The organism is Zavarzinella sp. (genome assembly GCA_041399155.1).
Taxonomy (GTDB): domain Bacteria; phylum Planctomycetota; class Planctomycetia; order Gemmatales; family Gemmataceae; genus JAWKTI01.
Window position 1 is genome coordinate 2,215,153 of the sequence record JAWKTI010000001.1, and the last position, 15,225, is coordinate 2,230,377.

The window sequence follows — 15,225 nt, forward strand, 5'->3', positions numbered from 1 at the left end:
TTCGAGTTGTTGTTTAATTATGGTTCCAGACAGATCGCCAGGGCTTCCTGAACAGTATTCACCGGGTGGAGCTGAATCCCGCTGACATCCTGTGAATCGAGATCCTTGGCATTCAGTGCGGGAAAAACGACATGCTGTCGCCCTGCCCTCGCTGCAGCCAGGACTTTGTGTCTTACTCCACCCACTTCAGTGACTTCGCCGTGCAGTGCGACTTCGCCCGTAAATGCAAATCCTGCTTTGATAGCCCGATTGGTCAGTGCTGAAACAATTCCTACCACAAAGGCAAGGCCTGCAGATGGGCCTTCTTTGGGTTCTGCTATACGAACTAAATGGACAGCCACCGTTTGCGACTGCAAGCGATTTTCGCTGACACCGAACTCCCGGAAGCGTGCACGGACGATGTTGTACGCCGTACGAACAGAATCTTTGAGCACGCGACCGTGGATACCAGTCACTTCCACGCCCGCAGTACCACGGATACATGAAACCTGAATCAGGATTGTATCACCACCGATTTCCTTGCCATCAGAACTGATGACAGCAAGTCCTGTAACTGCACCAATGACCGATTCTGTATTCAATCGATCCTGGGTGGCTGCAGTGACACTTCTGGAAAGGTCTTTTCCTGCGAATTGCTCGATGCCGGTGGGGGCAATCAGTCGCGGCTTGAATTCGCCAGGCGCCAGTGCAACAAGTTGCTGATGCACCCGCTGTCTAAGTTCACAGGCAAATGTCACTACTTCGTGTAATTCCTCATCCGTAACTTCACCGTGCGGGAATATCAACTTCAACATTCCTGAAGAAATTCGCTCTACCGCATTGGTATCCCGGCGGGTAGCACCTGGCTGCAATTGAATCGAACGCACCCGATCGGAGTAATGGTCCTCACGGAGGCGGGCCAGCACTTCACCAAAATAATCGGTCAGAAAACCGATTCCGTTTGCCAGCATTTCGCGATGGATTTTGGGGATTTCCCAGCCCGGTAAATAACCGTGCATGCGGTCCATAAATGCGGAATCAATCAACTGTTTCGGCAGAGGTTCAAACAAGTGGAGATATTTTTCGTCAGGCAGGCCATCATCCACATCGAGATTACCTGCAAAAACCAGACTTGCATCAGACTGAAAGGCCAGCGAGCCACGGCTGAAGTGGCCACTTTCCATGTAATCTTTTAACGTGGAAATGGTTTCGTCTTCCGAAAAAACTGTGTGGGCAATTTCGTCAAAAACGATCACTTTCCGAGTGCCAAGGATGCCTACCTGTTTTGTTGCCAGATTGACAAACAGATTGGCTGGGGTGGTTTTCCCACCGGACATCGTAAATACTCGTGGGGAAATATTGCGCAAAAGGAATGTTTTCCCCGTTTGACGTGGGCCCAGTTCAATCAGGTTGATATTCCGTTCTACCAATGGTAACAGGCGGGCCAGCAGCAGCCAGCGGGTGCGTTTTTCTGGTACCGCTCCTGGATGATAGCCGCAACTTTGCAGCATCAGTTCTGTCCACTCTTGGGTGGTAAACTTGCTTCGAATTTCCCGATATTCGCTGATGTTCGGCACACCCACCTGAAAAGGGGTGAAAGAGACCAGTTCGTTCGGGTAATCAGAATCGATTTCTGGGGAATAGCGGATTTTCAGAGTGCCCCACATTCCGCCCAGAAGTAAGCCCGGATTGGCCTCCAATAAGCTTCCTGCTACTCGAACCTTATTATCGCTGATCGCCTGGATATTGCCCCACCGTTGGCCCCCACGGAGGTCAACACGAACTTCCACCTGATCGATCAGTGTCACTTCGCCCTTACTGAGCAGGCGTTCTTTCAGAATTTCGCGATATTCCAGGTTTGGTAACAATTCACGGATTTTTTCCTGAATTTTGCCCAGATCGTCCCGCCAGGTAGCAGGTTTCACATATTTTGCAATTAAATATTCCGAAACGTAACGTGGCAGCCCATGGAACGCACTGCTTTGCGTAAGTGCCTTAATCACCACCTTCTCGCCAAGCAGGGCGTGTGCTTTCGTATCAAGTTCAGAAAGTGGGTGTTCATCGAATAAGGCCACAATTACACTCCAAAAATATCATCCAGATCCGGATTATGCCGAATATCTTCCGGTGGCTTGGCGGACGGCAACTCTAACTGTTCGCCCATACTGTCCAGCAGGAAAGTAGCAGATGTGGCGATCGCTTCGCGTTTTCGCAGAGCCAATTCCTGAAACTCGCCTGCATGCTGTTCAAAGCGTGTTGCTGCATAACGATCCATCAGTAAATGATATTGACGGCGTACCAATTCGGCGGTGAGTTCGGTGTCTGTGGCAATTTCCAGATTATTCCTGCACTGTTCGATAGTTGGCTTCGGAGGCTCAGGTGGGGGTGTAATTACCGGGGGTGGTTCTTCTTTTGCCACCACAACGTGCTGTTTTTCACGAATAAATTCCTCAAACCGACGAACATTCTCCCATTCAGGGGTATGATTTCCAGAACCATCTGCGACTTCGCGGATGATTTCGAGTAATTCTGGCCACTCTTTCTGCTGAAAATTGGTAACAACTTCCGCCACCACTTCTTCAAAAGAAGAATTATTCAGCTCCACTTCCTGAAGTAATTTGGGTACCTGGGCTGCCAGTTCTTTGTCCCGTCCGGCATGTCGGATCAGAATTTTGTTAATCGTCGCACGTTCTGCCAATGTTACCCGGCCATCAGATTTTGCAATCACAAAACATAAGCGGCATGCAGTGCGTAATCTGGGTAAACCTGTTGGCTGTTTCTTACTATTGTTTTTTGTTCGCTGTAGTTCCTGAGCAAACAAATCTCCATGGATGATTGCTTCATTTGCCTGCTCAGGCTTCGCTTGTGTGCGACTGGGCGCTGGGGGGTGAGTTTTCTCTTGATTTCGCCGATTTGCCTGATTCATAGTTACCGATTCGGGTTCCGTTTCCTTCCGTGTTTCCGGGTGTGGGGCCTTTTTTGCCATCGCTGGGATAGGCGGCATGTTCTCGGGTGGGAGCTTTCGCAATATAAAATTCAGCATGTGAATATTTTCTGCCAGTTTCTGGAATGGTGCCAGGTGGGCTTGCCAAACCAACAGGTACTGTTTGTCCTGTGCTAAATCTTGTGCCACTACGACACGCCGTTGCTGTTCTTTTGCAATTGCCTGATCACATTCAATTGCTTCGCGACACGCTTTGGCCTGAAAGCGGCTCTCCGCTTCTTTCAGGTGGGATCGGCATACCACTTTAATGCTGGAACTTTTCTTTTCGCCGATACCATCGATTTGCTCGAGAGAATATTCGAGAACTTCATGAACATACTTCAGACCGTGGGCACGCAGGGAGCTAATTGTAGCCGGCCCAATACCAGAATATTTTTCCAGTTGATAAGAAGGCAGTTCATTTAAGTATCGCTCCAGATGGTCTTTTCTGATGATACTGGCAAAGTCTTCATCAATTGTGCGTTGCTTTTCCTGCACCTGCGTTTCAAACTGTCGTAACGCATCGAGTTGTTTTTTCAGCTCTCGATACCAGATAGCCTGAGAAGTTCGACGGTAGAAAGTGAAGTAAATGACCAGTATTGGCAATGCGCAAACCGCACCGATCCCAATAATCAACAGAACAATTTTCATCTGTGCAGACGATTCCAAATGGATCCGATGAAATTAGTGTATCTCTTTGTGAGAGATATGGGAAAGTTGGGGCAAATTTTCAACAATCGACTTCGAAACGGATTTCAATCAGAAGTGGGTCAACAAGTATCAGTTGCAAGACAGGTTAGCTGAGGATTGCTTCAACTGGTTTGCCCACTTTGTCAACGATTCGAATGGGTCGTTGGCTGGGGGTAATATTTTCTTTCTTGTAATCGATTCCAGTCAGTGCACACACCGTAGCCATGAAATCCTGTGCGGAGGTTTTGCCTTCTTCCACAACGGCACCTTCTTTATCGGTGCGGCCATGGACATAACCACCTTTCACGCCACCACCGAACATGGCCAATGACCATGCACGTGGGTAGTGATCGCGGCCTGGATTGGCACTGCGGGTGTTGATGTTTGGTGTACGACCAAATTCACCCATGATGATGACCAGCGTGCTGTCCAACATACTGCGATCCTGCAGATCGGTCAGCAGGGCGGACACTCCACCGTCGACTGCGGGAAGCAGATTTGTGCTCAAGCGACTGAAAATATCCTGGTGATTATCCCAGCCACCAATCGAAACTTCCACGAACGGAACCCCTACTTCCAGAAGTCGGCGGGCCATCAGACAGCTTTGGTTAAAAGTGCCCGACCCGTAGCGTGCTTTCGTTTCGGAAGTTTCACCGGATAAATCGAAAGCTTTGGCTTCTTTCGATTGCATCATGGTGACGGCGCGTGCATAGTTCGTTTTGTGGTCGTTGATCTGCTGTGCACGATATTCGTGATAGAATGCACTTTCCATTTCCTGAAGCAGATCGACGCGATTACTGAACTGTCTGGCACCTACGCTGGCTGCAAGGTCAGCAACACCACTGGTGGGGTTATTGATCACCAGGGGAGAATATTTTGGTCCGAGGAAACCACTTCCGTAGCTTCGTGCACCAATGGTGACATAATTCGGTATAGGCAGTTCTTTATTGCCGATTTCCTGTGCGACAATCGAGCCGATTGAAGGATAGTTCACCCCACCCTGGCCTTCGCGGTAGCCAGTGTGCATCGTGTACTTGGCACGTGGGTGGGCACCTTCTGAAGTGGACATCCCACGGATGATGGTGCCTTTGTGCATGAACTTGGAAAGTTTTGGCAGGTGCTCAGAAATCATCACACCAGGTGCACTGGTTTTGATCTGTTTGAACTGTCCAGCACCTTTGCTGGTAGGTTTCAGATCCCAGGTATCCTTATGGCTGGGGCCACCATCCTGCCAGATTAAAACGATCCGTTTTGCCAGTCCAGTGGGGGCAGCTTGTTCTGCACGTGCAGCCAGCACGTTCATCCAGCCAGACATACCCACACCAAACACACCCATTGATGAGAGTTTCACAAACTCACGTCGGGTTTTTTCATTCATTGGAAACATCAGTTTCTCCTCAATTTATCTGCAAAGTATTCGTGATAAATAACATTGTTTATTAGTGATTCAGTGCAAACTCGCTGGTGTTCACAATCGCCCACAGAACATCCCCCAGGGCCATCCGTGGGTTCTCGTGAGATTTAATGAACTGTTCCAGGCGTGCCACTTCATTTGGCTTTGGTCGTCGGGACAAAGCTGCCAGATACAGTTTCTCTGTCGCTTTCGCAACATCAACCTGACCATTCCGCACGCTGTCTCCAGCGATGGTGTTTGCTGCTAATGCCAAGCGGTTTGCTGCCATCAGGTTACTGTTCATCAATCGCAATGCTTGTGGGATACCAGCTTCATAATCAACTGGCTTCCCTTCTTCGCTGCCCATATAGAACAAAGCAAACTGATCCCGTAAGCCTTGTGGACCACCACGAACTACTTGATTTTTCCGTTTTGCAGCTGCTGCTTTGGCCGTTTCTCCAAGCACTTTTTCGAAAGAATCAAACAATTCTTCGCCAGTCAATACTTTCACATTCATGTGGCTGAAAAAGCGATCATCCAGTTTGTTGCTGTCAATGGTCCTGCAACTACGCTGGTAAGCTTCTGTGTTGCAGATGCAGCGCACCAGATGCTTCACATCGAATCCTGATTTTTTGAACTCGGTGGAGATTTCACTCAACAATTTTGGATTAGACGGATCGTTTTCATCCCACATCTGGCCGTCCATTGTTTTGAAGAAACCGACGCCGAAGTATTGTTCCCACATACGATTGATGAATGCTTCTGCAAAATACTTATTGTTGGGTGATGTAATCCACTTACCCAATGCAGGACGGTATGGTTCCGATTGCAACATTCGCACGTTGCCATAACCTAGCAGTGATGGATTCACGCTTTTCGCTGCTTCTGGAAGTGGGTTAGTTCGACGGCTTATCCGAGTGTCTGTTACTTCCTGCAAACCAGGCGAAGCATTGGTGTCTTTGTTGTTTCTCTGAATTACTGGAGCGACTTTGTAAAAGAATTGTGCCATCCCCCAGTAGTCATCCTGTTTAATTTCAGCAAAAGGATGGTTGTGGCATTGGGCACAGGCAACCTGAATCCCCAGAAACATCTTACCCACACTGTCAGTCATTTTGTCGACACCGCGGTTAGCCAACAAATATGTAGCGGCACCGTTAGTTTTCTGCTCGCCAGTTGCGGTGATCAGTTCATAGGCAATGCTGTCCCACTTCGGAACGGGCTTGTTGAATGATGCTTTCATCCAATCATTCAGTGGTTGCTTTTGCAGAAAACGGTTGTCCGTTTCTAAGGGATACATCAACCGAGCCCAGTAATCGGCCAGGTGACGACCAAAGTTTTCATTTGCAAGTAACTTGTCGATCAGCACAGAACGTTTATTGGAAGAGGCGTCCGAAAGAAACTCCTCTGCCTGTTGTCCAGTGGGGATAACACCCGTGATATCGAGGTACACGCGGCGAAGAAACTCTTCGTCGGTAGTCTTTTCTGAAGGCTGAATCCCTTCTTCCGCCAATTTCTGATTGATTAACGCATCCAGTTTGCGTGCCACCGTCGCCACGGCGGTGGGTTGTACAGGAGAATTCGGCGGGGTAATTTTCGTCAGCAGAGTTCCGGAGGTCCCAATTGTTGCATTGGGATCCTCTTTCATTGGTGCCTTGTTATTTTTTGCCTGTTTCTTCTGCTTCGCTTTGGCTTTGTCCACCTGAGCGAAGCTTTCCTGCTGGCCAATGCTGAACAACGTGACAAGCAACGTCGTAAGTACCGATGCTGCAAGGATCTTGCGTAAAATCTTCATCTGTTCTGTTCTCCCAACTGGTGCAAAGATCAGATCATCTATACACTCTTCTACTGTATATAACACTTTCACAGCAAAAAAGTTTCCGGTTTTTTTGATTTTTTTTCGAATTCCCAAATCGGCAAACTGGGCGTTCCGATTATTGTTAGAATAAGTTTATGAGAACACTTGCACTTTTAGTTCTGTTCGTGGTTCTGAGCTGGTCGCAGATCGGCTTCAGCCAGATCAAATTTCAACTGGTCCCTGGTTATCGAATGACCCAACCTTCACTTACCAACCCAGGTGGGGGCCTGCGTTTGGTTCCTAATTCCCCTCAAGTATTTGTGCCGCAGGTATATCCGTTTCCTCACATTCCGCTTTATGCCCAGCAATACTACGTGCCGATCTACCTTCCTTTTCAGCAGAATTATTACCTGCAAGCCACACAATATCAGTGGGCTGCACCTGCAGCACCGCCAACTGCGCCCGTGCGACCGGCGATAACCACACCGCCGCAGCAAACACCTGTCAGCAAAGACTTTGCGAGAATCCGCATTGTGGCACCTTCAGGTTCTGTAGTGGTCTGGAACGAACGCGAATATACCGTCGGAAATGACCCACTGCTACTTGATTCTCCAGCACTCCGTTCTGGCCAGAGTTATTATTTCGAACTGGTCATCAAGTGGGAAAGTGATGGAAAGAAACTGGAAGATCGGAAAAATATTCAGGCACTTGCTGGAGATGAAAAATCTCTCATTTATCGCTGAGCAATGTCATGAAAAACTGATCATTTCCTGGTTTTCCAGCATCCAATTTTTAATACTTGCGGTTTGTTTGCCGGAATTGTCCATGCGTGGCACTTTGTGCTGCACACTGCCTTTGCCATTGGCCAGCATCCAGCGCAAAAATGCACCAGGTTTCACCACCAGGATTTGTGGCGGCAGCATGCTCAGGTCGTTCTGTCGGTGGGCATCGTAATCTTCATTCAAATGACATAACTCCTTATCCAGTAAGGAGATAAATTCATCGATGCTGGCTGGCAACTGACCAAACTCAACGAGGTACAGGTGGTGGCCTGGCTGTTTGGGATTATCCGGAAATACGGGCCCCACATGAAACTGAAATACGTTGCTGTGCGTTGCGTGGGCAGCGCTGGCGACCGCTTTTTCTAATTCTTCACTAATTAAGTGCTCACCAAATGCAGAAAGAAAATATTTTGTGCGGCCAGTGAAACGAATCAACGGTGGTGAAATCGATTCAAATTCAATGGTATCCCCCACCAGGTAAGACCATAGCCCCGCACAGGTCGTCAAAGCAACCGCATAAGGCACGCCGACCTCGGCAGTAGCCAGCGTGTGCCTTACCGGAAACGGGTTGGCTAATTGACCATCCTGAAACTGGTCCAGTGGGATAAATTCGAAAAAGATCTGATGATCAGGAATGATTCTCAATTTTTTGTAACGTGGGTCCTCCGTAGCCACAAACCCTTCGGAACAGGGATAAACTTCACAGAATTCCGTGTCGGGACCAATTTCGTTTTCAAACAGCTCGCGATACGGGTCGAATTTGATCCCACCGTGGATAATCAATTGCAACTGTGGCCAGATATCAGCAATTTTGTTCTTGCCAGTGATTTGCTTCAAACGATCAAACAACAGTAAGATCCATGATGGTACCCCGCTTATTGCTGTGATCGGTAATTTAGCAGCAGCTTCTGCCAGTTTGTTCACTTTCACCGTCCAATCGGCAATTCCACTCAGCTCCATCGGGGGAAAGGTGTAAGGTTGAGTTAATGATGGCACTTCGATGGCGGCAATCGCACTCAAGTCGCCCGCCCGGCTGTTGTTCGTTTCCGTACGAAGGTTGGTGTTTCCTGCCAGAAAAAAGAACTTGCCACTAAATAACTTCTTCTGAGGAAAGGCGTTACGAAAAAAGCTCACTGTGGTGAATGCGGTCTTACGATTGGATGCCAGCATTTCTTTGGTGATCGGAATGTATTTCGTCGCTCCGCTGGTGGTACCAGAAGAAAGTGCATAATATGGGGGATTTTCAGGCCAGGTGGCCCCCGCCGTATTTGGGTAATGGTGCTGCCAGTAGTTTTTCCAGAAATCTTCGTAAGTCCTTACCGGCACTAGCTTTTGGTATTCTTCTACCGTGCGGATATGGGAAAACTGGTGATCAATTCCGAATTGTGTATGCCGTGCCGTGCGAAAGAGCCTGAAGAGAGTATCTTCCTGAATCTGGTTGACATCCATGGAATCAAGTGTCCTGACGCGCTTGCGGGCATATTGCACCAAACCGGCATCTGCAACCGTGCGTGCCAGTCGATTACCAACAACCAAATCCCAAAACATACTTAGATCCCAGTGTTGACTTACAAAAATTGTATGTTTTTAGAAAAAATGAAAAAAAATCAGTTGCAATAAATTTTCTGTGAAGGTAATGTGTAAGTGGTTTATTATTTTTAATAACTCCTTTCTCTTTCTTGAGGAAAATCTCATGTTTGGTTACTCTCCACCAAACCGAAAAGCGTTCACATTGATTGAATTGCTGGTTGTGATTGCCATTATTGCCATTTTGATTGGCCTTTTGCTCCCCGCCGTGCAGAAAGTGCGGGAAGCTGCAAATCGTTCCAAATGCACCAATAACCTGAAGCAAATTGGTGTAGCACTCCATGCCTACCACGATGTAACAGGGTATTTGCCATCGGCAGGTGTATCTGACCAAGCCCCTTATGGAACTGGTGGCAGTGGCTGGGGTTCTGCGTGGACAGTTTTTATCCTGCCATACATAGAGCAGGACAACATTTATCGACAATTGGTTTTCACAGGTCAGTCTGGCTGGGGTGCTGCGGCTACCAACAATTTAACGGTAACCAGAAACGTTAAGATCAACACCTACCTTTGCCCTTCTTCACCAGTAGGTGACACAGCTCCAAGCCCCATGAGTGGCATTGGTGTCGCACAAGCTAACCACTATGTATCTGTATGTGGTGCTGTGCCTGGATTAATTCCAGGTTTCACGGAAACCCGTACATGGGTTGGCAATCCTGCTACTGCAGGGTGCTGCGTCGGTGGGATTCTCGGTGGTGGTGGTGCTATGGTTCCAGGAGTTACCAAAGTAACGCTACCTACTATTCAGGATGGAACAAGTAACACTATACTCATCAGCGAACAGAATGATTTTCTTTTTACACAGAATGGATCAAAGGTTCGATGGGGAACTGGTTTGTTACATGGCTGGATGATTGGCTGGCATTCCAGCACTTCTACGTGGAATGGTGGCTCCACGGATGCCCGGATCTTCCAGGGAACTACCGTGCGTTACCGGATCAATCAGAAAACTGGTTGGACCAACGCACCAGGGCACTGCGGTGCTTCAGGTGTTTGCGATAACATTGGCACGAATATTCCATTGAACTCTGCCCACACCGGTGGGGTGAATGCTCTGTTCGGCGATGGTTCAGTGAAGTTCCTGCGGGATTCCACCCAACTGAACATTCTGGCTCAATTGGCCACCCGTGACGATGGTATCCCCGTAACACTCGACTAGTGAATTGGTTTCCGGTATAGAATGCATCTTTGAACTACCGGAAATTCTTGTCATGGCACAATGGATTCTTTCTCCCACTCACCAGTGCAGTGGGATATCCCGCATTTTTGAATTCTGCAACGACGATGGTTTGCCTGCAATGCGTCCCTATACCTGCGGGCACGCTGCCGCCTCTACATTTCTGACCTACCACGGAGTTGTAAAGCCAGAAGAGCAATCAGCACTGCAGATCATGTCCGCGATCCAGATGCATTTCCCGGCAGATACAATGGGTGGATATTTTGGTGTCAGCCGCAGACGAATGGAAAAAATTTGCCGAAATGCTGGTTTGAAACTCACAGTTGTGAAAGGAATCTCAGAATTAAAAGCCAGCTTGGATCGGTGCGAGCCAGTCATTGTGGTCACCTGGGTACCAGGTCCCGTCATTTTGGGCAAGATGTTGCCACAGGGTCACTGGATGGTCGCCTACGCATACGATGAAAGCCACATCTACCTGACCAACAAGTTCGGTGGCTGCATGACTTGGGAATTGTTCAGCAAATCGTGGGACCACTGGTTACCCGGACTGATTCAGATGAGAAACACCGGAATTACGACGACTGCCGCTTTTTAAGCCCGCGGACATAACGATAATACCCATCCAACTTGTACTTTTTCGCGGTATTTCCTGAAGACATGAATCTGATTGATCCAAATACCTGACGCTCGGGTGCCCATGGTCTGTCGAATAACCCGAAGCACCACAAAATTCCCGTGTAAGAGTTGGGATCTCTGCCATCAAGCGCGTATTTGTTGTTCAAATGTTCCAGAACAGTGTACGCAGTCTGATGATCAGGCGACCATTCCAGCACCTTTTTTCCCCACAGCATTCGCAGATAGTTGTGAATTTTGCCTGTGGTCACTAATTCTGTCTGAGCGGCATTCCATAGTTCATCGTGCGTTGCAGAGTTTTCCCACTCCTGCAGAGAATAGGTGTAATCCCGTTGATCCCGATCGTGCTTGCCAAGGGTTACCTGGGCCCACTCTGGCAGGGTGCTTTTCAAATCGTAGTACGTAGGAATCGTTTCGCCATCGAGATCCACGAGCCGAACCTGTGGGATGCCATGTTGCTTATTGCGACAATGATGCCAGTGGTAGCCGACATCACGCCAGGTGAGGGCTTCATCAAGAAAACTGTTCACATTGGGATCACCACAAAAATACCCTTCCCGCTTATTTTTGTTAGCAAGGTTCATTTTGTCAGGCGTCCACGGTTCATCGTGGTGCAGCACACGATTGACCACATCCTGAATAGCAAGATGGCCATTTCGCAAGTAGACACTTAATCCACTTGCTGCCGTGCGGGCAGGATCGTCCGGATTGTTCCTGCCTTCCGAATAATTGTGTAACTTGTTTGTGACAAAATAATCCAGTGCGTTTTGGGCAGCAACTGCACCACCTGCTGTGGTGGCAACGGGTGTTACAGATTGATCAATTGGTAACATCGAAACCACTTCGGCGGGATCTTCCCAGTCTTCCCACAATTCAAAAGGTGGAGCCACCACCGAACGATTAACCAGACGTTCCAGGGGATTTGCAGTTGCTTGTTGCCCATAACTTTCCACAAACAATCGATGGATCCGCGGGCGAATGTGGGCCGCTGCCTTCACCTGCTCGCCCAGCAGTTCCAGTGGAATCATGCAGTTACTATCCACTGCAACCATTTGCACATCAGTTTTCCCTGCAACTGCTGCCGATTGCTGCGGGACGATAAACACGGGGTAATCATCTGTGACAATCAAACTGGCGTTCTTCACGATCCCATGTAGCAGCCCACGTGCGGGCTGACTTGCTGTTTCCAGATAAGGCCAGTAATTGACACCTAACTTCTTTGCTGCAAAGTAGTTATCCTTCATTCCCTGCAACAAAAACGTGTGGTGGCGTGCGTTTGCCCACGGGTAATCGAGTCGCAATCCTTCATAAATAACCAATGGGTGTTTCAGCTCATTGGCCATATGAACTGCGTAATCTAAAGCATGGTTACTTGTCATGCGTCTGGAAATCTGCATCCAGTAGAAAACATAAGACCCACTTGGATTCAGAGGTGCGTCATTCAACTTGCGAATGCGGTAATCGTTAAAAGTTGGCATAAGTTCCCAAACGAACGCTTATTAAACATCAATAGCCAGCTTGAAACAGAAATAAAATGAGAATTGATTAATATTTTGGGATTTTTGGATCGATCAATCTGCTCCAGGCATCGATGCCACCTGCCATGCTGGCAACATTGGCTGCACCGTGCTGCTGCAGGATTGCCGCACCCGATAAACTACGCACCCCGTGGTGGCAGTAAACAATAATTGGCTTGGTCAGATCCAGCTCATCGTGACGTTCGGACAATTCACCCAAAGGAATTAAAATACTCTCATGGATGTGGGCGTATTCATACTCCCACGGTTCACGAACATCGACAAGTAAGACATCTTCGGTTTGAGCAAGCAGCTCTGCCGCCTGTGTGGGGTGGATTTGTTTAATCATTCTTCTGTACTCGTGATGTCTGGCAATGAGAGTTTTTTCAGATATTCCCGTTCTTTTTGTCGCATTAGAATCTGCTCTTCATCATCATGATCATCGTAACCACAAAGATGAAGGGCACCGTGGATGCTGTACAAGATCAGTTCATTTTCAACTGCGTGACCACGTTCTGCTGCCTCCCGCATTGCCACTTCCACACCAATCACAATTTCACCTTCCAGCAATTTCGACTTTTTGCCTGAGTATGGAAAAGTGAGCACATCTGTGGGGCCTTCGTGCTGCAAAAATTGCATATTCAGACGTGCAATTGTCTGATCTTCAACAAAAGCGAGCACAATTTTAGCATTCCCTACTTTTTCACCTTCCAGCACCGTCGTCACTGCGGTGCGTAATTGCTGGAAGGGCAATTCCATTTTTTCCTGCGGGCTGGAAATCGACACTTTAATCATTGGATTCCCCCATGCCAATTTGACCTGGCTCCAGTGGTGGTAGCCCCAGTTCCGCGCGTGCAACAAGCAATTCCTGCATTAGAAATTGACGGGTTTTCATCTGATCCTGCAAAATTTCTTCAGTTAACTCTACCGGACCATGGACGCCAAACGAAATTGCACGCCAGAAGTCAATCGACTTGTTTTTTCCAGGTGGCCCTTTGAAGTACGAAGTAAAACTGCCCCAATTCCCTTCGATCCAGACACAATACACAGGAATGGTGGGTCGGTCCTGAAGAATATGCCATATTCCGCGTCCAAAGCGGCGAAGCACCTGGCTTTCCTTGCGTCGCAAATATGCTTCAGGAAAGATAACGACGCACTCTCCACGGTCCAGTGCGGCAACGGCCTCCTGCAACTCAGGTGCCTCTTTTCGAAAACCAGCATCAGCCACCCGAATAGTGCCCACCAGTTTCATCAGAGGATAAATGAGTTTTTTATCATAAAAAGCACTCGTCATCAGTGGTGTCATTGGGCTGGGGACAATTTTGCCTAACAGTACCGGATCCATGTAGGCGGCGTGGTTGGCGATAATGATGCACGGCCCACGTGTGGGTAAAATTGCTTGCCCACTGGTACGGAACCGGTAAACAGGCCAAAGAAGCAGTTCCAGTAACGCCTCGAAGGCGGGCAAAGTAAAGTTGAGAATAAACAGGATCAGTATGCCAAAAGAACTGACAATCGTTGCAAGTACCCAATATTTCTGAAGTTGTGGCGAATTTTGTGGCAACAGATACGCCAGGATGACCGTAAAGGCGAGTCCCAGTACCCAGCCAACAATTGCCCATGTGGTAGTGAAAATCGGCGAAATGTGATTGGTCCACAGGTTGTAAAGGTGAACAATCGGTGTTGTTGCCATCCCGATGCCAATACCCACCAGAATCAGATTCCATGTCCAGTGGTGGCTAAAATAACCCACCGTGGTACCGATCAGGATAAGTACAGGACCATAAACAAGGCCAGCAGCAACGCGATACGAGTGCCGCTGAAACCAACTGAAAAGAGCACCTCCCGCAACTGAAAGACCAAACCAGAGCATTGTTTTTGGGAAAGTCGGGTTTGTTGCATCGGTGAAAAAGTTACTCCGTAACACTCCTGCCAGCAAAGCACTTAGTGTGAATGCCCACCAGACAATCCCAAACCAGCACGCTCTCCCAAAGCGGGAAAACCAGATCTGTGCTCCAGCCTGAAACAGACGACGCTGCACACCAAAAGTGCGATCGGCGTTCTGTGGGGGATTTGCCCACAAGCAAGTAGTAACCAAGCTGATCAATGAGAAAATGAACACACTCTCAGAAATTCCAAGTTGCAACCGACTGCCCACCAGTAGTGCAAGGGTGCTGCCCGCAAACATAGCAGCCAGAATAGCCCCCAGCAAGACAGGTTTTGACCACCCACTTTGCTGCAATGTGGAGTTCAGTGAAATGTTCCCAATGACCAGGTTTGTTGCAAGAAGAATTCCAATCAAGCCAATAAAACTGAGCCAGGGGGCATTTTCGTTGAAGAAAAATAACAGCACGATGATGCAGATCAACGCCTGAATGGTGATTGCAAACGACTTCAATTGTGAAAAGCGGTGCAACAATCCCAAGGCGGGTGCCGCAAGCAACATCGGGAAAAAGAAAAACCCAAGAACCAACGCAATCTGCTTCGGCTGATAGCTGAAAATGCTGTTAAAATTCCACTGACCAATCAGTTGGCCATAACTGCCAATTATCAGCAACGTGATAAACGATGCCTGTGCATACGCACCGACCAGGTAAGCAATCAGCCTCCCACGCGCGATCGCGCTTGCTTTGTCCAGCATCAAATTTTCTCTTGGTAGCATCGGGAAATTTTATCAACCTGTCGCAAA

The 15,225-nt window shown here is 48.3% G+C and carries 12 protein-coding genes; 3 read left to right on the forward strand and 9 right to left on the reverse strand.

All coding sequences use genetic code 11. The annotated features are described in order from the left end of the window. Positions 1-17: 17 nt before the first annotated feature. From brxL to R3B84_09175, 4 genes are all read right to left on the reverse strand, one after another. Complete coding sequence (gene brxL / locus R3B84_09160) at positions 18-2,054, reverse strand: BREX system Lon protease-like protein BrxL (GenBank protein MEZ6140725.1); 2,037 nt, start codon at positions 2,052-2,054, stop codon at positions 18-20. A gap of 2 nt (positions 2,055-2,056) precedes the next feature. Further along, a complete protein-coding gene (locus tag R3B84_09165; protein MEZ6140726.1) occupies positions 2,057-3,613 on the reverse strand; it encodes a TerB family tellurite resistance protein in 1,557 nt (518 codons plus the stop codon). A 145-nt stretch (positions 3,614-3,758) separates the two neighbouring features. After that, entirely contained in the window at positions 3,759-5,039 is a 1,281-nt protein-coding gene (locus R3B84_09170; GenBank protein MEZ6140727.1) for a DUF1501 domain-containing protein, read from the reverse strand. A gap of 52 nt (positions 5,040-5,091) precedes the next feature. After that, positions 5,092-6,837, reverse strand: coding sequence for a DUF1549 domain-containing protein (locus tag R3B84_09175; protein MEZ6140728.1), 1,746 nt, complete (start codon positions 6,835-6,837; stop codon positions 5,092-5,094). 158 nt (positions 6,838-6,995) lie between these two features. Here R3B84_09175 and R3B84_09180 point away from each other — a divergent pair, with 158 nt between their 5' ends. Continuing rightward, complete coding sequence (locus tag R3B84_09180) at positions 6,996-7,583, forward strand: hypothetical protein (GenBank protein MEZ6140729.1); 588 nt, start codon at positions 6,996-6,998, stop codon at positions 7,581-7,583. A gap of 6 nt (positions 7,584-7,589) precedes the next feature. On the opposite strand, the gene R3B84_09185 is transcribed toward R3B84_09180, so the two are convergent. Next, on the reverse strand, positions 7,590-9,170 hold the full coding sequence (locus R3B84_09185) for a GH3 auxin-responsive promoter family protein (protein ID MEZ6140730.1): 1,581 nt from the start codon (positions 9,168-9,170) through the stop codon (positions 7,590-7,592). 145 nt (positions 9,171-9,315) lie between these two features. Between R3B84_09185 and R3B84_09190 the strand changes: the two genes are divergently transcribed. Both R3B84_09190 and R3B84_09195 read left to right on the forward strand, forming a co-directional pair. Next, positions 9,316-10,368 (forward strand): DUF1559 domain-containing protein, encoded by a 1,053-nt coding sequence (locus R3B84_09190; GenBank protein MEZ6140731.1) that lies wholly within the window; start codon positions 9,316-9,318, stop codon positions 10,366-10,368. Between the two features lie 52 nt (positions 10,369-10,420). After that, positions 10,421-10,981 (forward strand): hypothetical protein, encoded by a 561-nt coding sequence (locus R3B84_09195; protein ID MEZ6140732.1) that lies wholly within the window; start codon positions 10,421-10,423, stop codon positions 10,979-10,981. Here the strand turns inward: R3B84_09195 and R3B84_09200 are convergent. From R3B84_09200 to R3B84_09215, 4 genes are all read right to left on the reverse strand, one after another. Next, positions 10,959-12,497: a deoxyribodipyrimidine photolyase gene (locus tag R3B84_09200; GenBank protein ID MEZ6140733.1), complete on the reverse strand. Its 1,539-nt coding sequence runs from the start codon at positions 12,495-12,497 to the stop codon at positions 10,959-10,961. The two genes, R3B84_09195 and R3B84_09200, sit on opposite strands and share 23 nt — an antisense overlap. 67 nt (positions 12,498-12,564) lie before the next feature. Next, the gene (locus tag R3B84_09205; protein ID MEZ6140734.1) at positions 12,565-12,885 is read right to left on the reverse strand and encodes a rhodanese-like domain-containing protein; all 321 of its coding nucleotides are present in this window, start codon (positions 12,883-12,885) and stop codon (positions 12,565-12,567) included. Beyond that, the gene (gene ybeY, locus R3B84_09210) at positions 12,882-13,331 is read right to left on the reverse strand and encodes an rRNA maturation RNase YbeY (GenBank protein MEZ6140735.1); all 450 of its coding nucleotides are present in this window, start codon (positions 13,329-13,331) and stop codon (positions 12,882-12,884) included. The genes R3B84_09205 and ybeY overlap by 4 nt, the downstream gene beginning before the upstream one ends. Next, positions 13,324-15,177 carry a 1-acyl-sn-glycerol-3-phosphate acyltransferase gene (locus R3B84_09215; GenBank protein ID MEZ6140736.1) on the reverse strand — a complete coding sequence of 618 codons (1,854 nt, stop codon included), beginning with the start codon at positions 15,175-15,177 and terminating at the stop codon, positions 13,324-13,326. The genes ybeY and R3B84_09215 overlap by 8 nt, the downstream gene beginning before the upstream one ends. Positions 15,178-15,225: the final 48 nt, after the last annotated feature.

Coding starts and splice junctions, on each gene's coding strand:
- R3B84_09165 (MEZ6140726.1), bottom strand. CDS start 3,613: ATGAAAATTGTTCTGTTGATTATTGGGATCGGTGCGGTTTGCGCATTG.
- R3B84_09170 (MEZ6140727.1), bottom strand. CDS start 5,039: ATGTTTCCAATGAATGAAAAAACCCGACGTGAGTTTGTGAAACTCTCA.
- R3B84_09175 (MEZ6140728.1), bottom strand. CDS start 6,837: ATGAAGATTTTACGCAAGATCCTTGCAGCATCGGTACTTACGACGTTG.
- R3B84_09180 (MEZ6140729.1), top strand. CDS start 6,996: ATGAGAACACTTGCACTTTTAGTTCTGTTCGTGGTTCTGAGCTGGTCG.
- R3B84_09185 (MEZ6140730.1), bottom strand. CDS start 9,170: ATGTTTTGGGATTTGGTTGTTGGTAATCGACTGGCACGCACGGTTGCA.
- R3B84_09190 (MEZ6140731.1), top strand. CDS start 9,316: ATGTTTGGTTACTCTCCACCAAACCGAAAAGCGTTCACATTGATTGAA.
- R3B84_09195 (MEZ6140732.1), top strand. CDS start 10,421: ATGGCACAATGGATTCTTTCTCCCACTCACCAGTGCAGTGGGATATCC.
- R3B84_09200 (MEZ6140733.1), bottom strand. CDS start 12,497: ATGCCAACTTTTAACGATTACCGCATTCGCAAGTTGAATGACGCACCT.
- R3B84_09205 (MEZ6140734.1), bottom strand. CDS start 12,885: ATGATTAAACAAATCCACCCCACACAGGCGGCAGAGCTGCTTGCTCAA.
- ybeY (MEZ6140735.1), bottom strand. CDS start 13,331: ATGATTAAAGTGTCGATTTCCAGCCCGCAGGAAAAAATGGAATTGCCC.
- R3B84_09215 (MEZ6140736.1), bottom strand. CDS start 15,177: ATGCTGGACAAAGCAAGCGCGATCGCGCGTGGGAGGCTGATTGCTTAC.